This is a genomic window from Roseivivax sediminis (genome assembly GCF_900112685.1).
Taxonomy (GTDB): Bacteria; Pseudomonadota; Alphaproteobacteria; order Rhodobacterales; family Rhodobacteraceae; genus Roseivivax; species Roseivivax sediminis.
This window is the reverse complement of record NZ_FOMS01000011.1, coordinates 1-16,143: the sequence shown is the minus strand read 5'-3', so window position 1 is coordinate 16,143 and position 16,143 is coordinate 1. Positions and strand designations below refer to the sequence as shown.

Below are 16,143 nucleotides of genomic sequence, written 5' to 3'. Positions count from 1 at the left end.
CGATGTCCATATCGCCCGAATGTGTGCGTGTGGGGGATGGTACCGCCTCCCCGGCTCGAACGGGGGACCTCTAGATCCACAATCTAGCGCTCTAACCTACTGAGCTAAGGCGGCACTGGGTGCGCGAGATAGCGCCTCGGCGCGGCGGTTGCAACCCCGCTCGCGGCGTCAGAGTGCGATCTCGAACCGCTGCTGCACGAGGTTCTGCCCGAAGCTGCGGACGGGCCGGGAGGACAGGCAGGTGAATCCCGCCCGGCGGTAGAGCGCGCAGGCCGCCCGGTGGCTCTCGTGCGTGTCCAGGATCAGCCGCGCGTAGCCGCGATCGCGCGTGAAGCCCATGCAGGTCTCCAGCATCCGGCGGCCGACGCCCTGCCCCCGCGCCTCCGGCATCAGCAGGAAAAGCCGCAGCCGCGCGACCTCCGGCGCGGCCCGCACGCAGAATATGCTGCCCAGCCGCGCATCGCTCTGCCAGGCGATCCAGCCACGTTCGCAGGCCGGGTCGTGATCGCGCAGGAACGCCGCGACGACCTCGCCCACGAGCGCGCCGAAACCGGCATCGAACCCCGCCTCGGCCGCGTAAAGGTCGGCGTGCGCGGCGACCAGCCAGTCGGCATCGGCGTGGGTGAAGGGGCGAAGGTCGACATTCATGCACGGTACAGAGCCACGCCGCTTCTTGATTTTCAACGCCCCCGGCCGTACCTCCGCCGGATGACGGGCGAAGACGCCCGCAAGGGCGGATGAGCTGCACGAAAGGCCGGGGCCATGAGTATCAACACCGAACGCGACATCGAGGCGAACCTGCAGATCGGCCCCACCGACCAGGGCATGGTGCGCCTCTACATCTCCGGCGACGGGGCCGAGATCCCGATGGACTTCTCGCCCGACGAGGCCCGCGAGATCGCCGAGGAAATCTCTGCCGCGGCCGACGCCGCCGCCCGCATCAAACCGAAGTCCAGGCGCTGACCGCATCCGGATCGCGCGCCGCCTGCGCCCGCCGGGCGGCGTGGAAGGCGAACTTGCGGATCAGCGCGTTGCGCCGCGCGCCGGCCAGCCGATGCTCCGGCGCCATGCGGAGAATCTCCGCGTCATAGGCGTCGGCCACGATCAGACCGGTCTCCTCGGGCAGAAGCTCGGTCGGAAACGCCTGGTCCACCGCCCAGAAATAGCGGTCGCACCAGTCGAGATAGCCTTCCCACTTGCCGTCCGACATGAAATCGGCCCGGCTCGACTTGCACTCCACCACCCAGATCTCGCCCTTGGGGCCGAGCGCCATGACGTCGACGCGCTTGCCGCGCTCGGGCACGAATTCCTCGACCACCGCAAAGCCGAGTGCGCCGGCAAGGTGCCGCGCCGTGCCGCGGGCCAGAAGCTGACCGGGCATCATCAGGGTGTCGGATTCGGCTACCATGCCCCGAATTAAGAACAATATAAGAACACAGGCAACCCCTCACGTTTGCGCGGCCCCGATTGCGCTTCGCCGCGCATCGCCTACCTTGGACGAATGTCCGACGGAGGGGGCCAATGAGTGATGAGCGTCTGACCCAGGCCGAGGCGCGCGGCGTGCGCTATGCGCGCGAGCTCGAAGGTCATGTGAGCTGGCTCGACACCTTCTCGGGCACCGCGCTCGGGGTGCTGGCCGTCGCCTCGGGCATCTACACCTATCTCGGCGTGTCCTCCCTGCTGGAGGACAACGGCGCGATGTCGGTCTTCGCCGCCATCGCCTATTCGACCGCCGTGTCGGTCGGCATCTTCGTCTTCTGGTCCTACCTGCTGCGCCTCTTCCCCGCAGTCAGATCCTCCGGCGCGCGGGCGGGACTTTTCGCGGCGATGGGCGTCGGCTCGCTGGCCATCGTGGCGATGTCGTCCTGGCTGAACGCCGCCGCGCTCGCCGGGTCGGCGGCGGTCGAGCAGCACCTCGCGACGACGGTGCAGGACTACCAGACCAGCCTCGAACGCGCGCACGAGGTCGCGCTGTCGGGCCAGGCGCTCGAACGCGACGTGGCGCGCGTCCGGCAAAGTTTTCAGGACCTCTCCGAACAGGAGGCCGCGGGCACCCTTTCGGGCCTCGCCGGCCGCGGCGCCGTCTTCCGTGTGCTGACGCAGAAATCCGAGGAACTCGCCGCGCTCGAGGACCAGATCGCCAGCCAGACCCCGCTCGTGGACCAGACCTTCGCGGAGGGCAATTCGATCCTGTCGCGGATGCGCGCGCTGACCGTGGAACAGGGGCCGATCGCGCCCCGCTCCGTCGAGTTCTCCGAGGCCGCGGTGCAGCTTCAGGGCCTGATCACCCGGCTCCGGCAACTCTCGGTCGCGACGCTCGTGGAGCGCGCGGCGCAGGACCTCGCCGCCTCGGTCGTCCTGCCCGAGCTTGATGGCTCCACCGAAGCCAGTCGCGGCAGCCAGCAGGCGACGATCTCCTCGGTGCTCGACGTGCTCGCCTCGCGCGCGCAGACGCTCGAACGCGCGGCCCAGGCGGTGCAGGAGATGGCCCCGGCGCAGGAAGTGACCTATACGCCGATCTCCTCGGCCGACGCGGTGATCCTCTATGCCCGCAACTTCGTGCCGTCCTGGGCGGGGGCCATCGCCATCGACCTTCTGCCGGCGGTGCTGGTGTTCATCCTGGCCGTCACGCAAGCCGCGATCCGGTCTGGCCGCGACGGCGCCGGGGTGGAGGACACACTGACCCTGGCCGAGCTGCGCGCCGCGCTCTCGGCGGTGCGCGACATGGAGACGGCAACCGGTGCGCTCGACCGGCCCGCCGTCGCGCCGCCCGTGCCCGAGCCGCAGCCCGAGACGCCCGCCTCGCCCGAGCAGCCGGATGCGCCGGCCCGCCCTGTATCGGAGGTCAAGCCGTTCACCGGCGGTCGGCCATGAGCGATGCGCGCAACATCGGGCGTACGCTCAAGAGCGTTCTGGCGGTGCAGATGGGTCTCGGCGCGCTTCTGGTCCTCGGCGATATCGGCGCGCGGCCCGGCGGTCTGCGGCTGCCGGGCTTCGGGCCAAGCGCGCCGGCGCTGACCGAACCCGTGCGACCCGGAGACCAGCGCCGCGTCTACGACCCCGCCCGCCTCGCTCCCGGAACCCGGCCCGGCCAGACCACCCAAGACCTGCCGGAACGGCTGACCCTGACGCGAATCGACTGCGGCACCTACCGGCTCGAGGGCGGGATATCGGAAGGTGACGCGGAGCGCATCGCCACCCGCCTCGGCGAGGTCAGCCCGGCGCCCGAAACGCTTGTGCTGCATTCCCCCGGCGGATCGGTCACGGATGCGCTGCAACTCGGTCGGCACCTGCGCCAAGAGGGGATCGGCACGCGGATGCTGGCAGGCGAATCTTGTTTCTCCGCCTGCCCCTACATCCTGGCCGGCGGCACACCGCGCGAGATCGCAGACGACGCCGCCGTCGGCGTCCACCAGCACTATTTCGGCGAGAACTCCCTCCTGCCCGCCCGCTTCGCGGTGGAGGACATCCAGCGCGGCCAGGGCGAGGTCATGGCCTACCTGTCGGACATGGGGATCGACCCGATGGTGATGACCCATGCGCTCGCCACACCGCCGGACGAAATCTACGTCCTGATGCAAGAGGAACTGGAGCGCTACAATTTCGTGACGCCGGACGAGTGACCGCCCCTTGCCAGACCTCCGCGCCGCGCTTAGCTGTGTTCGCAGGCGGGTTCTGCCCTTCCCGTGAAACGGTTGCATTCCGGTGGCCTTAAGCAATTCCGAGGGAGCTGGCTCTGTCCAGGCCGTGGTCTGGTTACCTGGCGCCCACCTGTATATACAGGTCCTCGGGAATGAGATAACCTCACGGTTGCGGTGGTCCCGCCGCCTTCTTCGTTGAAACCCCGCCGCTCCCGATCGCGTGTATTCGATCCAGTCACGCCGGGTCGAGGCATTCCTTGCGCGCGCCCCGGACCGGCCGAGGCGACGTGGAAGGCCATCACCCATGCAGGACAGCACGGCCCAGCCAGATCCGACGGTGCTTGCCGCGGAATTCGTGCTGCGCCTGCTGCCGCCGGAGGAGGAGCGACGCGTCGCCCTCCGGCTCGTCCACGATACGGCCCTGCGACGCGAGGTGCGCGCCTGGGCCGGCTGGCTCGGCGGGCTCGCCCATGACCTGCCACCGGCCGCACCCCGGGGCGATCTGCACCGCGACCTCTCCGCCCGCCTGTTTTCCGAAGGCTGACCCCGGCTCTGGTCATCGGCGCCCGCGTGGCTTATTTCGCCCCCGCAGGCGGAAAGGATGCGCGCATGACCGATTACGAGAACCCCGGCCCGGTCGAGAACGAATGGCACGACGCCATCTCGGGCGTGGAGGACATCCTCGAGGACGCGCGCAACGGGCGCATGGTGATCCTCGTCGACCACGAGGACCGCGAGAACGAGGGCGACCTCGTGATCCCGGCCCAATGGGCCACACCCGACGTGATCAACTTCATGGCCACGCACGGGCGCGGACTGATCTGCCTTGCGATGACAACAGACCGGATCGAAGAGCTTGGCCTGACGCTCATGTCGTCGAACAATTCCTCGCGCCACGAGACCGCGTTCACCGTGTCGATCGAGGCGCGCGAGGGCGTGACGACCGGCATCTCCGCCGCCGACCGCGCGCGCACGATCCAGGTGGCGATCGACAGCTCCAAGGGACCGCAGGACATCGCCACGCCCGGCCATGTCTTCCCGCTGCGCGCCAAGGACGGCGGCGTTCTGGTTCGCGCGGGCCACACCGAAGCCGCGGTCGATATCGCCCGGCTCGCCGGTCTCAACGCCGCCGGCGTGATCTGCGAGATCATGAACGAGGACGGTTCCATGGCCCGCCTGCCGGAGCTTATCGGCTTCGCGCAGCGACACGGCATCAAGATCGGCACGATCTCGGACCTCATCGGCTACCGCCGTCGGCACGACAACCTCGTCCGCGTCCAGAAGGAAGAAACGATCACCTCCGAGTTCGGCGGCACGTGGCGGATGCGGATCTATTCCGACACCACCCACGGGGACGAACACATCGTGCTGACCAAGGGCGACGTGTCGGGCGACGATCCGGTACTGGTGCGGATGCACGCCATGGACCCGATGCTCGATGTCGTCGGCACCGGCCCCGCGGGCCGCGCCGACGAGTTCCGCGATTGCATGCGCGCGGTGGAGGCCGAGGGCCGCGGCGTCGTGGTGCTTCTGCGTGACACCGCGATGAAACTCGACGTGCCGGACAGCGTCAGTCCCAAGACGCTTCGGCAATACGGGCTCGGCGCGCAGATCCTGTCCTCGCTGGGGCTCTCGAAGCTCACCCTTCTCACCAATTCGCCGACCCCCAAGGTCGTGGGCCTCGAGGCCTACGGGCTCGAGATCGTCGGCACCCGCAAGATATCGGAGCTCGGCTGATGGCCTCCGCCACGGAACATTACACGCTGCCCCGCCCCACCTTCGAGGAGGGCCCCAAGGTCCTGATCGTGGTCGCGCCCTACTACCGCGCCATCGCCGATGCGCTGATCGCCGGCGCCCGGGCCGAGATCGAGGCGTCGGGCGGCTGGTACGACACCGCCGAAGTCCCCGGCGCGCTGGAGATCCCGAGCGCCATCGGCATCGCCGGGCGGATGTCCGATTTCGACGCCTATGTCGCGCTCGGATGCGTGATCCGCGGCGAGACCACGCATTACGAAACCGTGTGCAACGACAGCTCCCGCGGGCTGACTCTGCTCGGCCTGCAGGGCCTGTGCATCGGCAACGGCATCCTGACGGTGGAGAACATGGGCCAGGCCGAGGTCCGGGCCGATCCGGACGGTCAGAACAAGGGCGGCGGCGCAGCCGCGGCGGCCTTGCATCTGCTCGCGCTTTCGCGCAAGTGGGGCGCTTCGCGCAAGGGCATCGGCTTCGTGCCCGCGCGCGAGGAATACCGCATCGCCGGCCAGCCCGAGGACCCCCAGACGACATGACCGCAGACCCCGCCCAGCCCGACGCCCGCGAACTGAAGAAGCTGCGCCGCTCCGCCGCGCGGCTGCACGCGGTGCAGGCGCTGTTCCAGATGGAGCATTCGTCGCTCTCCTCCGATCAGGTGCGCGAGGAATTCCTGGCGCACCGCTTCGGGCTGGAGCTCGAAGAGGGCGAGGAGATGATCGACGGCGACATCGACCATTTCCGCATGGTCATCGACGAGGCGGTGAACTGGCAGGCGCGCGTCGACCAGATGACGGACCGGGCGCTGGTGGCCAAGTGGCCGATCGACCGGATCGACCCGACGCTGCGCGCGCTCTTCCGCGCCGCCGGGGCGGAATTCGTCGCCACCAAGACGCCGCCCAAGGTCATCATCGTGGAATACGTGGAGATCGCGAAAGCGTTCTACCCCGATGGGCGCGAGCCGCGCTTCGTCAACGCCGTCCTCGACCACATGGCGCGGGAGGCGCGCCCCGACGCGTTCTGAGCGCCGTCAGCGCCGCGAAGCGGCGTAAAGCGCCACCGCCGCGGCGTTCGACACGTTGAGCGAGCCGAACGCGCCGGGAAAGTCGATCCGCACCAGCCGGTCGCAGGTCGCCTTCGTCTTTGGCCGCAGACCCGGCCCCTCCGCCCCGAGCACGAGCCCCACGGGCCGATCCGATGCATCCGACAGCGCCTGTTCGAGCGTCGTGTCCGCCTCCCCGTCGAGGCCGAGCAGCACGAATCCCATGTCCTTCAGCCGCGTCATCGCGTCCGACAGGTTGCGCTCGCGCAGGTAGGGCTGGCGCTCCAGCGCGCCGCTCGCTGTCTTGGCGAGCGCGCCGGTCTCGGGCGCTGAATGGTGCCGCGTGCCGATCACCGCGCGCGCCCCGAACACCTCCGCCGAGCGCAGGATCGCCCCGACGTTATGCGGATCGCTCACCCGGTCGAGTAGAACCACAACCGGCGCCGCGCCTTCGCCAGAGATCGCCACCTCGTCCAGCGATCCCCAGTCGAGGGGACGCACCTCGAGCGCTGCCCCCTGATGCACCGACCCCGGATCGAGCGGCGCGGCAAACCGGCGCGGATCGCTGATTTCCGGCTCCATCCCTGCCGCCCCGATGACGTCTGCAAGCTTCGCCCGCGCGTTCTCCGTCACGATCAGGCGCAGCCGCTCCCGGCGCGGATTGGCAAGCGCGTCCCGCACCGCGTGCAGCCCGAACAGCCACAGCGTCTCGCGCGCGCCGGCGCGCGCCGCCTGTTCCTTCCGGATCACCCAGTCGGGCTTCTTCATCGCTCTCTCCGCGCGGCCTCTCGATGCCTTCGCACCGCCCGCGCCGCGATACAAGCCGGACAGGTCGCAGCGCCGGGGAATTTCCTGTTGACCCCCTCGGGGGCCGCTTGTATGTCCGCCGTCACGTCGGCGCGGGGCCTTGCCTTTTCGCCGCCGTGGGCGACGCGCTGCAAGGTGCGGCAGCGGACTGTAAATCCGCCGGGGAGACCCACGCCTGGTTCGATTCCAGGGTCGCCCACCACTCTCCACCCCGATTTCGCAAGATGGCTCCGCGTTCAGACCGCGGCCCGGCGCACCCGCGCCCGGGCAAGCTGCACCGCGAGGATACCCCCCGCGATGATCGCCACGCCAATGGCATCGAGCGGGCCGAGCGCCTCGCCCAGCAGGACCGCCGCGATCGCCACACCGAAGAACGGGTTGAGGAAGTGGAAGGTCGCGGCCCGTACCGCGCCGATCCGGTCCACCAGCCAGAACCACACCAGCGTCGCCGCCAGCCCCGGCACCAGCGTGGTGTAAAGGAAGGCCCAGAACAGCGCCCAGGACGGCTCCACCACATGCGTCTCGAAGCCCGCCGGCACCGCGAGCACGGCCGCCCCCACCAGCATCTGCAGCCCCACGACCATGAGCATGTTGCCACCCGAACTGGCCTGCCGGAGCGACAGGGTCGCCGCGGCGAGAGAGGCAGAACCGACGACGCAGAGCGCCACGCCCACCGGGTCCATGCCACCGGACAGCCGCGCGCCCATGATCACGCTCACCCCCGCCACGCCGGCCACCAGCCCGAGCACGCCCATCACGGGCAGCCGCTCTCCGAAGATCGCCCAGCCCGCGAAGGCGACCATAAGCGGCATGGTCGACGCGATGATCGCCGCGAGCGATGCCTCGACGCTCTGCATCGCGACAAAATTGAGCCCGAGATAAAGGGCGTTCTGGCAGATCCCGAAGACGATCGTCGCGCGCCATTGTGGCCGCGTCAGCTGCCAGCTCTGCCCAAGCGCGCGCGCCAGCGCCACGGCGATCAGCCCGGATATGAGGAAACGCAGCGCCAGCGCCGACAGCGGCGGCGCGGCGGTGACGATGATCCGCGCCGAGGTGAAGGCCGACGACCACATCGCCGCGAAGGCGAAGCCCATGAGGCTGGCGCGAATGTCCATGATGTCTCCCGGCCCGGCGCAGTGGCGCGCACAAGACCGCGCCCGCGCCCCGGGGTCAAGACGATCGCCACCCCGGAAACCGCCCCCTTTCCGATCCGGCCCCTGGTTTTCATCTGCCCATAAGTATCCCGGGGAGCGCGAGGGGCTGGCCCCTCGCTCCAACCCCAGCCACCCTGCACAACGGCCGGGAACGAAAAGGACCCCGCCTGCCAGGCAGGCGGGGCCAGTGGCGCCCTGCGGAGATCCGCGGGCGCTGGCGGTAACCATGAAGTCCTGAAGTCTCGGGGCTCAGCCGCTCTCGCGCATCTCCGCGCGGATCTGCTGGCGCAGCACGTCGATCGGCACCTGGGCGCCGTCCTTGGTGAAATGCCAGTAGGTCCAGCCGTTGCAGGACGGGGCCCCCTCGAGCGCCGCGCCGACCTGGTGGATCGATCCGGTCACGTCGAGCCCGACGAGCGTGCCGTCGGCGCGCACCCGAGCGCTCTTGCCCGTGGCCGACACAAGCGTCTCGCCCGGACGCAGCATGCCGCGCTCGATCAGCGTGCCGAAGGGCACGCGCGGCTCGGCGCGCTTGGCGCGGGTGACCTCCAGCGCCGCCTTGTCGAACTTGGCAATCTTGGCGATGCGCGCCTCGGCGACCTCGCGGTACTTCGCCTCGCGCTCGATGCCGATCCAGTCGCGGCCCAGCATCTTGGCCACCGCGCCCGTCGTCCCCGTCCCGAAGAACGGATCGAGGATCACGTCCCCGGGCTTGGAACAGCCCACCAGAACCCGGTGCAGCAGGCTGATCGGCTTCTGCGTCGGATGCGCCTTATCGCCGGCGGCGTCCTTCAGACGCTCGCCCCCCGTGCAGATCGGCAGCACCCAGTCCGAACGCATCTGGATACCCTCGTTCAGCGCCTTCAGCGCCTCGTAGTTGAACTGGTAGCGCGCACCTTCGCTGCGCGAAGCCCAGATCAGCGTCTCGTGCGCGTTGGTGAAGCGCTTGCCGCGGAAATTGGGCATGGGGTTGGACTTGCGCCACACCACGTCGTTGAGGATCCAGTAGCCTTCGTCCTGGAGCGCCGCGCCGACGCGGAAGATGTTGTGGTACGATCCGATCACCCAGATCGCACCGTCCGGCTTGAGGACGCGCCGCGCCTCCTTCAGCCAGGCACGGGTGAAGGCATCGTAGCTCGAAAAGCCCTCGAACCGGTCCCAGTCGTCGTCGACGGCATCGACCCGGCTGTTGTCAGGCCGGTGCAGGTCACCCCTGAGTTGCAGGTTATACGGCGGATCCGCGAAGATCAGGTCGACCGAGGCCGCGGGAAGCGCGGCCATCCCGGCGACGCAGTCGCCGGCCAGAATCGTGTTGAGAGGGAGCGCCTGGGCGCTCTTGAGCCGGTCCATCTTCGTCATTCTCTGCCTCGTTCGCGGCGCCTCTGACGGGCGCGTCTTGCTTGGACAGAAGGATGAGTCAAAGGCGATTCGTCGTCAATTCCATTTTTGAATCAGGAACTTGGCAAATCGCCTTGATACAAGATATTGCGCACGGGCCGGAAGCTGCGCCTATGGTGAGGGGTCACCCCCAGATTTCGGAGCGCCGATCTGTGGCTTTGTGACGGATAGCCCATGTTTGTCTCCCAGCCGTAACCTGGGAAGTGTTGCGCCAAATCCCGCATGAGCGCATCGCGCGCAACTTTGGCCAGAATGCTGGCCGCCGCGACCGACACCGACAGCCCGTCGCCGCCGATCAGCGGGGTGGCCGGAAGCGTGCAGGTGCGGGGCACGTCGCGCCCGTCGATCAGCAGATGGCCCGGCGGCTCGGGCAGCGCCGCGACCGCCCGCATCATCGCCAGGTGCGAGGCACGCAGGATGTTCACCTCGTCGATCTCCTCGACCGAGGCGATGCCGACCCCGAAGGCGCAGACGCCGCGCAGCGCCTCGGCCAGGACCTCGCGCCGCTTGGGCGTCAACACCTTGGAGTCGCGCAGCCCCTCGGGCAGCGTCGCCGGATCGTAGAGCACCGCCGCCGCCACCACCGGGCCGGCAAGCGGCCCGCGCCCGACCTCGTCGACACCCGCGACACTGCGCGCCCCGCGCGTGATCAACGCCCGTTCGTGACTGTCGTCCATACCGTCCGTTTCACCGTTGTCCCGTGCGACGGTCTACCGCGACCGGGGGGGCGGGGGCCAGTCCACCCACGACGCGGTCATGCGATAACCGCCCGGCGCCGCCACCCGGTCATTGCCTTTCAGCGCGCTGCTGCGCATCAAGGGGTCATGATCCGATACCTGCTCATCCTGGCGCTTCTCGTGCCGATCCTGGTCCCCGGCGCCGCACGGGCCGCGTGCTACGCGGACTACAAGGCCAAGCGCGAGTCCCCCTTGCGCCTGCATTACGGTGTGGCCGAGATAGGCGGCGAATGCGGCCGGGCCGCGGCGCGGCAGGAACTGGCGCCGCGCCTCGCGCAGGCGGGATGGACGCTTCTCAACGTGGTATCGGTGTTCGACGAAAGCGGGCTCGAGGAAAGACGCGACAGTGCCGGCCAGAACTTCCTTCGCTACTGAGGCCCGCCGCTCGGGCTCCCTGATCGTCACCGGCGGGATCGCCGCCATCGTCCTGCTGCTTCTCGGCGCGGGCGCGTGGCTGCTCCTGACCCTGCCGGAGGCGGGCGCCTTCAACGACCGGGTGGAGCGGATCTTCGTCGAGAACGACACCCTCACCGGCGCGGCCGAGGTCACGCTGCTTGAGATCCTCGCCCAGTCGGGCACCGCATTCTCCGAAACGCTCGCCTCCTACCGGATGGCGATCTTCGTGCTTTTGGTCTTCGCCACCGCGCTGATGATCGCCGCGCTGGTGTTCCTGGTGATGCTGGTCACGCTCAACCGCCGCATGGCGGAGATCGAGCGCTCGGGCATCGAGGTGTCGTCACTCATCGTCAGCCGGGAAGAGAATACCGTCTATCTCAACACGATGGGTTTCAAGCTCACCGAGGCGATGATGGAGACGCTGGCGATCCTTGCCGAGGCGCGGCTCGACGACGAGATGCTGACCGGTGCGCAGATCGAGGCGATGATCACCGGCCGGCCCGAGGCGGATTGCGAGGAAGCTTCCGGCGCGACCCGCGTGAAGCGCCTGCGCGACGGTCTCGGCAACCAGCTCGTGTCGGAACTGATCGTCAAGACGATCGCGCGGCGCGGCTACGTGCTGGCCGTCGACAAGGGCGTGATAGAGGTCGTCTGAGACCGATCACAGTCATGCAATCGGCGGGAACCCGCCATTTTCCGGGAACATCGCGGGCCTTCGACCATTCCCGAATAGGGAACAGAAGGAATTTCGAATGGCCCATACCCGAAAACGTCGCTCGCCCCTCGGGGCCACGGTGACGGCCCTCGCCGCGCTCGCCGGCGCCGGCCTCGCCCTTTACCTCTACCTGACGCCCCTGACCGGCGTGACCGGCACGATCGGCGCGCTGATCGTCGTGGTGGCCGCGCTCCTCGTTGCGCTCGGCGCAATCCTGATTGCCACGACGGGCCACCCCGTCTGGCGCTGGCTGACCATCCTGGGCATCATCGGCACCGCCATCGCCGCCGCTTTCCTGCATGGCTGGTGGATCGTCGTGGCGATGATCGTCGCGCTGGTCGGCATCGTCCTCGACGGCATCGGCCCGGTCCGCAAGGAACAAGGAGCCGCGACATGATCCGTACAGGCACGCTCACCCTCGCCGCCGCTCTGACCATCAGCACCGCCCCCCTGCCCCTGCTGGCGCAGGACACCGGCACGGACGAGGGCTCCGGTCAGTACACCGGACAAGGCGACGGCGCCGAAGGCGACACGACCGCCGGAGAGTCCGGCGACACCTCCACGTCGGAGGACGGCACGCAAGGCGAAAACCCCGAAGAACCATCGGCCCCGGATGAGGACACCGAGGGCCAAGAGGCCCCGCAAGCGGAAACCGGGGCCGGCACCGAGGACGCAGAGGCCACCGGCGACGGCTCGGCCACCGGACAGGGCGCACAGGCCACGCAGCGCACGCCCGTCCCGCTGGTCCCCGAAGAACCCACCTGGAACAGCTTCCACGGGCAGCTCTCGGCGCAGAAATATTCCCCGCTTGACCAGATCACGCCCGACAATGTCGGCGATCTCGAAAAGGTCTGGGAAGTGCATACCGGCGACGTATCGGACGGATCGGGCGATCTGCCCACGACCGTCTGGTCGGCCACGCCGGTCTACGCCAACGGCTTGCTCTACATCGGCACGCCCTTCTACCGCGTCCTCGCGCTCGACCCCGCCACCGGCGAGGAAGTCTGGAGCTTCGACAGCGAAAGCCGGCTCGAGGCGCTGACCCAGCCGGCGCTCAAGAACCGCGGCGTGTCATACTGGGAAGCGGAAAACCCGGTCGAGGGCGAAACCTGCCAGAAGATCATCTATCTCGGCACGATGGACGCGCGGCTCTTCGCGATGGATGCCGATACCGGCGAACTCTGCTCGGATTTCGGCGACAACGGCGCGCTTGACGTGAACCAGTGGAACGACACCAACAACAAGTGGCCGTTCTCGCTGCTGCAACCACCGACGGTCGCGGGCAACCACGTCATCATCGGCTGGGCCGGCAATGACTGGAAATACGCCGAGGCACCGCCGGGATCGGTCTTTTCCGTCGATCCGCAAACCGGGGAGCTTCAATGGGCGGTCGACACGATCCCCGAAGACATCCGCCAGGAGACCGGCACCGCGAACGTCTGGACGGCGATGTCCGTCGACGAGGAACTGGGCATGGTCTACCTGCCGGTGGCCTCCCCCTCCCCGAATTACTGGGGCGGCAACCGCACGCAGGAGATCCCTCTCGCCACCTCGACCACCGCCGTCGACCTGGAGACCGGGGAGGTCGAGTGGTCGCGCCAGTGGGTGCATCACGACATCTGGGACTACGACACCAACTCCGCCCCCACGCTCATGGACATCACCGTCGACGGCGAAGAGATCCCGGCGCTGATGCAGGCGACAAAGATGGGGTTCCTCTTCGTGGTGAACCGCGAAACCGGCGAGGACGTGTGGCCCATCGAGGAACGCGAAGTGCCCACCGGCGACGGTACCGTCGAGGGCGAGGTATACGCCGAGACCCAGCCCTTCCCGACCAAACCCGCGCCCCTGCTCGACCAGGCCGAGAAGGCGGATGTCTGGTGGCTCGCCGATCTTGTCGGCTTCGGACAGTGCTCCCGCCTCTTCGACGACCTTTGGTACGAAGGCATGTACACCCCGCCCACGACCGAGGGTGAAGGCGTCTACACCTTCCCCGACAGCGCCGGCGGTGTGCAATGGGGCGGCGTCGCGTTCGATCCCGAGAGCCAGACCGCGATCGTCAACACCTCGCACATCGCGCAGTACATCCAGCTCTATACCCGCGAGGAATTCGACGAGATCCAGGGCGGTTCGGGCAACGAGGCGGGCTACTACCCGCAGATCGGCGCACCCTACGGGATGTCGCTGCAGGTGGCGATGAACTGGCTCGGCATGCCCTGCTGGAAGCCGCCCTACGGCGAGCTTGTCTCCATCGACATGAAGACCGGCGACGTCAACTGGCGCGAGCCGCTGGGATCGTCGCAGAAGTTCGGCTTCTACATGCCCGAGAGCATGGGCTCGCCCACAATCGGCGGCCCGGCGGTCACGGCGGGCGGTGTGGTGTTCATCGGCTCGACCATGGACGCCAAGGTGCGCGCCTTCGACATCGAGACCGGCGAGGAGCTGTGGGAAGACACCGTCGAGGCGCCGTCAGTGTCCAACCCGGCCGTCTACGAGCACGAGGGCCGACAATACGTCGCCTTCATCGGCGGCGGCAACACGATCCTCAAACCGCAGGTCGGTGACCAGATCGCCGTCTACGCCCTGCCGGAGTGACGATCCGGGCGGCTCCGCGTACGCCGCGCGGGGCCGCCCTGCATGTTCCCGCCGATGCAGGGGCGATTGCTATAATTCAATCGGTCTCCCGACGCCGGAACGAAGCACCGCGCCACCTGTTTCCGGCTCGCATGGCGGCGGCACGGTGCCCCGCCGGACGCGATAAGGAGACTGACATGAAAGACCTCAGCGGACTTTTCGAACACTTCCTGCGCGACATCTACTATGCCGAGAAGCAGATCCTGAAGACCCTGCCCAAGATGGCCCGCAAGGCGACCGACGACGATCTGCGGGCTGCCTTCGAGGAGCACCAGGAAGAGACCGAAGAGCAGATCGAGAACCTCAAGAAGGCGTTCGAGAGCCTCGGGCTCAAGGTCAAGGGCGTCACCTGCGAGGCGATCGAGGGCATCCTCGAGGAAGGCTCCGAGATCATGGACGAAGCGGAATCGGGAGAGACGCGCGACGCCGGCATGATCGCGGCCGCACAGGCCGTGGAGCATTACGAGATCACCCGCTACGGCACGCTCGTCGCCTGGGCCAAGCAGCTCGGCCATCCCGAGATCGCGGAGCTGCTGAACCGCAACCTGCAACAGGAATACGCGGCCGACCAGAAGCTGTCGAAGCTCGGCAAGACCGAGATCAACAAGGAAGCGGCGTAAGCTGCCCCCGCGCGTCGACCCTCGGGCCGGCGCGCGCTTGGCCGATCCGGCCAGGCCGCTCGAATTGTCGGAAATAAATCGGCCCAGAGGTCGTTTTCGGACATCGAAGAGACGCTTTGAGAGTCGGGTTTCGTCAACTCGATCCCTATATGCCCCCTGTCACCGCAACGCCCACCCGCACTACAGGAACACCGCCCATGTTCGTCGAAATCATCACCGTCGCCATCATCGGCTTCGCGCTCGTCTCGGGCGGCGCGATCGTCTGGGACCATGCGCGCAAGCCGCGCTGAATCCCGACAGTTCGAGGTACTCGAAAGCAAGGCCCCGGCGGTTCCGCCGGGGCCTTCGCCGTTTCGGCCCCGCCCGCGTCCGGGATCGGCAACACAGTACCAACAGGGCCAGACGAAGTGCACCTGTTGCGCACCAAAGGTGCCGGACGGGCAGTGCCTAGCCCCAACGGTCAGAGCCAAAAATACTATGCTGGACGGCGTTGCGCTTGCGGGCTGCGATGCTGGGGTTCTTCAGCCTCGGGAGGTTCAGCATGGTCAAGAGGGCATCGCGCATCACACGCTTCATCGCGGCAGCCGAGTCGCCGCGCTTGACGTTCACAAGAAGACCTACTCGGTCGCGCTCTTTAATCCGCAGGATGGTCCGGTCGAGACGTGGACCTGTCCGGCAGGGGAAGATGCTCTTGCCGCGCAGCTTTCCGGCCTTCGCTGCCGGATCAAGCATGTCGTCTATGAATCCGGGCCGTCCGGCTTCGCTCGGGCCTGCACCGTGACAGGCACGAATAAGAGAAGGCTTACGCAAGCCAGTGACAGCTTCGGTCTGGCCCTGATCCAGCGGCGGGACGCGCCTGCGGGCACGTCAGGGCCATCAACAAAGAACGTCGGCAGGCGGGTTTGATTGTACCATCGGCGCGGCTTTGTTGCGCAAAGAACGTGAAGTGCGGACCTCCCCTTTCCCCAGACGCACTTATCCCATGGGCTCTGTGACAGGTATGCCGAGCGCGGTGTAGCCGTTGAGTACGGCGGCGCGGACCTGGAGTTCTGCAACCTGACGATCGAAATCGCGTGCCATCAGGCTCTGACCCAGCAGCTTTACGCAATGCATCCATTGACCGGCAGTGCATTGCGCAGCAATGTCACGAGAGGTTTCGTCTCGGCGCGGCTTCGGCGGTGGTACCCGCTCCACTTTCGTCAGATGGCGCGGCCGAGGTATTTCGTTGCGCGCAGCGCCTCGTTCCTGGC

The 16,143-nt window shown here is 67.9% G+C and carries 19 protein-coding genes, 2 tRNA genes and 1 pseudogene; 14 read left to right on the top strand and 8 right to left on the bottom strand.

What is annotated here, in order from left to right:
- Positions 1-37: 37 nt before the first annotated feature.
- Both F3H57_RS16510 and F3H57_RS16505 read right to left on the bottom strand, forming a co-directional pair.
- Positions 38-114, bottom strand: a tRNA-His gene (locus F3H57_RS16510).
- A 54-nt stretch (positions 115-168) separates the two neighbouring features.
- Positions 169-648: a GNAT family N-acetyltransferase gene (locus F3H57_RS16505; protein ID WP_149757054.1), complete on the bottom strand. Its 480-nt coding sequence runs from the start codon at positions 646-648 to the stop codon at positions 169-171.
- Positions 649-762: 114 nt separating this feature from the next.
- On the opposite strand from F3H57_RS16505, the gene F3H57_RS16500 reads away from it, so the two are divergent.
- Positions 763-963: a DUF6324 family protein gene (locus F3H57_RS16500; protein ID WP_149757052.1), complete on the top strand. Its 201-nt coding sequence runs from the start codon at positions 763-765 to the stop codon at positions 961-963.
- Here the strand turns inward: F3H57_RS16500 and F3H57_RS16495 are convergent.
- Positions 941-1,408: an MmcB family DNA repair protein gene (locus F3H57_RS16495; RefSeq protein WP_149757050.1), complete on the bottom strand. Its 468-nt coding sequence runs from the start codon at positions 1,406-1,408 to the stop codon at positions 941-943. The two genes, F3H57_RS16500 and F3H57_RS16495, sit on opposite strands and share 23 nt — an antisense overlap.
- 113 nt (positions 1,409-1,521) lie before the next feature.
- On the opposite strand from F3H57_RS16495, the gene F3H57_RS16490 reads away from it, so the two are divergent.
- The 6 genes from F3H57_RS16490 (at position 1,522) to nusB (ending at position 6,414) form a co-directional block, all read left to right on the top strand.
- Complete coding sequence (locus F3H57_RS16490) at positions 1,522-2,874, top strand: hypothetical protein (protein ID WP_149757048.1); 1,353 nt, start codon at positions 1,522-1,524, stop codon at positions 2,872-2,874.
- Positions 2,871-3,623 (top strand): COG3904 family protein, encoded by a 753-nt coding sequence (locus tag F3H57_RS16485; protein ID WP_149757046.1) that lies wholly within the window; start codon positions 2,871-2,873, stop codon positions 3,621-3,623. The genes F3H57_RS16490 and F3H57_RS16485 overlap by 4 nt, the downstream gene beginning before the upstream one ends.
- Positions 3,624-3,945: 322 nt before the next feature.
- Positions 3,946-4,185 carry a hypothetical protein gene (locus tag F3H57_RS16480; protein WP_149757045.1) on the top strand — a complete coding sequence of 80 codons (240 nt, stop codon included), beginning with the start codon at positions 3,946-3,948 and terminating at the stop codon, positions 4,183-4,185.
- A gap of 65 nt (positions 4,186-4,250) precedes the next feature.
- Complete coding sequence (gene ribB, locus F3H57_RS16475) at positions 4,251-5,378, top strand: 3,4-dihydroxy-2-butanone-4-phosphate synthase (protein WP_149757043.1); 1,128 nt, start codon at positions 4,251-4,253, stop codon at positions 5,376-5,378.
- The gene (locus F3H57_RS16470; protein WP_149757041.1) at positions 5,378-5,929 is read left to right on the top strand and encodes a 6,7-dimethyl-8-ribityllumazine synthase; all 552 of its coding nucleotides are present in this window, start codon (positions 5,378-5,380) and stop codon (positions 5,927-5,929) included. Before ribB ends, F3H57_RS16470 begins: the two co-directional genes overlap by 1 nt.
- Complete coding sequence (gene nusB / locus F3H57_RS16465; protein ID WP_149757039.1) at positions 5,926-6,414, top strand: transcription antitermination factor NusB; 489 nt, start codon at positions 5,926-5,928, stop codon at positions 6,412-6,414. The genes F3H57_RS16470 and nusB overlap by 4 nt, the downstream gene beginning before the upstream one ends.
- Positions 6,415-6,420: 6 nt before the next feature.
- On the opposite strand, the gene rlmB is transcribed toward nusB, so the two are convergent.
- The gene (gene rlmB / locus F3H57_RS16460; RefSeq protein ID WP_149757037.1) at positions 6,421-7,200 is read right to left on the bottom strand and encodes a 23S rRNA (guanosine(2251)-2'-O)-methyltransferase RlmB; all 780 of its coding nucleotides are present in this window, start codon (positions 7,198-7,200) and stop codon (positions 6,421-6,423) included.
- A gap of 157 nt (positions 7,201-7,357) precedes the next feature.
- Here rlmB and F3H57_RS16455 point away from each other — a divergent pair.
- A tRNA-Tyr gene (locus F3H57_RS16455) sits at positions 7,358-7,441 on the top strand.
- 34 nt (positions 7,442-7,475) lie between these two features.
- On the opposite strand, the gene F3H57_RS16450 is transcribed toward F3H57_RS16455, so the two are convergent.
- The 3 genes from F3H57_RS16450 to F3H57_RS16440 form a co-directional block, all read right to left on the bottom strand.
- Positions 7,476-8,354, bottom strand: a complete 879-nt coding sequence (locus F3H57_RS16450) for a DMT family transporter (RefSeq protein WP_149757035.1) — start codon at positions 8,352-8,354, stop codon at positions 7,476-7,478.
- A 288-nt stretch (positions 8,355-8,642) separates the two neighbouring features.
- Positions 8,643-9,743, bottom strand: a complete 1,101-nt coding sequence (locus F3H57_RS16445; protein ID WP_149757263.1) for a site-specific DNA-methyltransferase — start codon at positions 9,741-9,743, stop codon at positions 8,643-8,645.
- A gap of 101 nt (positions 9,744-9,844) precedes the next feature.
- Positions 9,845-10,468, bottom strand: coding sequence for a ribonuclease HII (locus tag F3H57_RS16440; RefSeq protein ID WP_149757033.1), 624 nt, complete (start codon positions 10,466-10,468; stop codon positions 9,845-9,847).
- A gap of 147 nt (positions 10,469-10,615) precedes the next feature.
- Between F3H57_RS16440 and F3H57_RS16435 the strand changes: the two genes are divergently transcribed.
- The 6 genes from F3H57_RS16435 to F3H57_RS22305 all read left to right on the top strand — a co-directional run bounded on the left by F3H57_RS16435 (position 10,616) and on the right by F3H57_RS22305 (position 15,799).
- Positions 10,616-10,903, top strand: a complete 288-nt coding sequence (locus F3H57_RS16435) for a hypothetical protein (RefSeq protein ID WP_149757031.1) — start codon at positions 10,616-10,618, stop codon at positions 10,901-10,903.
- Between the two features lie 19 nt (positions 10,904-10,922).
- Positions 10,923-11,579 (top strand): winged helix-turn-helix domain-containing protein, encoded by a 657-nt coding sequence (locus F3H57_RS16430; protein ID WP_394349842.1) that lies wholly within the window; start codon positions 10,923-10,925, stop codon positions 11,577-11,579.
- A 97-nt stretch (positions 11,580-11,676) separates the two neighbouring features.
- Positions 11,677-12,036, top strand: a complete 360-nt coding sequence (locus tag F3H57_RS16425) for a hypothetical protein (RefSeq protein ID WP_149757027.1) — start codon at positions 11,677-11,679, stop codon at positions 12,034-12,036.
- Positions 12,033-14,234, top strand: coding sequence for a pyrroloquinoline quinone-dependent dehydrogenase (locus F3H57_RS16420; protein WP_149757025.1), 2,202 nt, complete (start codon positions 12,033-12,035; stop codon positions 14,232-14,234). The genes F3H57_RS16425 and F3H57_RS16420 overlap by 4 nt, the downstream gene beginning before the upstream one ends.
- 176 nt (positions 14,235-14,410) lie before the next feature.
- A complete protein-coding gene (locus F3H57_RS16415; RefSeq protein ID WP_149757023.1) occupies positions 14,411-14,893 on the top strand; it encodes a YciE/YciF ferroxidase family protein in 483 nt (160 codons plus the stop codon).
- A 477-nt stretch (positions 14,894-15,370) separates the two neighbouring features.
- Positions 15,371-15,799, top strand: coding sequence for a hypothetical protein (locus F3H57_RS22305; RefSeq protein WP_188129721.1), 429 nt, complete (start codon positions 15,371-15,373; stop codon positions 15,797-15,799).
- Positions 15,800-15,868: 69 nt separating this feature from the next.
- Here F3H57_RS22305 and F3H57_RS16405 read toward each other — a convergent pair.
- Positions 15,869-16,143: pseudogene (locus F3H57_RS16405) on the bottom strand (hypothetical protein); the annotation flags it as partial.

Excerpts from the sequence above, each read along its gene's own strand:
- F3H57_RS16505 (WP_149757054.1), bottom strand. The coding sequence starts at position 648 with ATGAATGTCGACCTTCGCCCCTTCACCCACGCCGATGCCGACTGGCTG.
- F3H57_RS16500 (WP_149757052.1), top strand. The coding sequence starts at position 763 with ATGAGTATCAACACCGAACGCGACATCGAGGCGAACCTGCAGATCGGC.
- F3H57_RS16495 (WP_149757050.1), bottom strand. The coding sequence starts at position 1,408 with ATGGTAGCCGAATCCGACACCCTGATGATGCCCGGTCAGCTTCTGGCC.
- F3H57_RS16490 (WP_149757048.1), top strand. The coding sequence starts at position 1,522 with ATGAGTGATGAGCGTCTGACCCAGGCCGAGGCGCGCGGCGTGCGCTAT.
- F3H57_RS16485 (WP_149757046.1), top strand. The coding sequence starts at position 2,871 with ATGAGCGATGCGCGCAACATCGGGCGTACGCTCAAGAGCGTTCTGGCG.
- F3H57_RS16480 (WP_149757045.1), top strand. The coding sequence starts at position 3,946 with ATGCAGGACAGCACGGCCCAGCCAGATCCGACGGTGCTTGCCGCGGAA.
- ribB (WP_149757043.1), top strand. The coding sequence starts at position 4,251 with ATGACCGATTACGAGAACCCCGGCCCGGTCGAGAACGAATGGCACGAC.
- F3H57_RS16470 (WP_149757041.1), top strand. The coding sequence starts at position 5,378 with ATGGCCTCCGCCACGGAACATTACACGCTGCCCCGCCCCACCTTCGAG.
- nusB (WP_149757039.1), top strand. The coding sequence starts at position 5,926 with ATGACCGCAGACCCCGCCCAGCCCGACGCCCGCGAACTGAAGAAGCTG.
- rlmB (WP_149757037.1), bottom strand. The coding sequence starts at position 7,200 with ATGAAGAAGCCCGACTGGGTGATCCGGAAGGAACAGGCGGCGCGCGCC.
- F3H57_RS16450 (WP_149757035.1), bottom strand. The coding sequence starts at position 8,354 with ATGGACATTCGCGCCAGCCTCATGGGCTTCGCCTTCGCGGCGATGTGG.
- F3H57_RS16445 (WP_149757263.1), bottom strand. The coding sequence starts at position 9,743 with ATGGACCGGCTCAAGAGCGCCCAGGCGCTCCCTCTCAACACGATTCTG.
- F3H57_RS16440 (WP_149757033.1), bottom strand. The coding sequence starts at position 10,468 with ATGGACGACAGTCACGAACGGGCGTTGATCACGCGCGGGGCGCGCAGT.
- F3H57_RS16435 (WP_149757031.1), top strand. The coding sequence starts at position 10,616 with ATGATCCGATACCTGCTCATCCTGGCGCTTCTCGTGCCGATCCTGGTC.
- F3H57_RS16425 (WP_149757027.1), top strand. The coding sequence starts at position 11,677 with ATGGCCCATACCCGAAAACGTCGCTCGCCCCTCGGGGCCACGGTGACG.
- F3H57_RS16420 (WP_149757025.1), top strand. The coding sequence starts at position 12,033 with ATGATCCGTACAGGCACGCTCACCCTCGCCGCCGCTCTGACCATCAGC.
- F3H57_RS16415 (WP_149757023.1), top strand. The coding sequence starts at position 14,411 with ATGAAAGACCTCAGCGGACTTTTCGAACACTTCCTGCGCGACATCTAC.
- F3H57_RS22305 (WP_188129721.1), top strand. The coding sequence starts at position 15,371 with ATGCTGGACGGCGTTGCGCTTGCGGGCTGCGATGCTGGGGTTCTTCAG.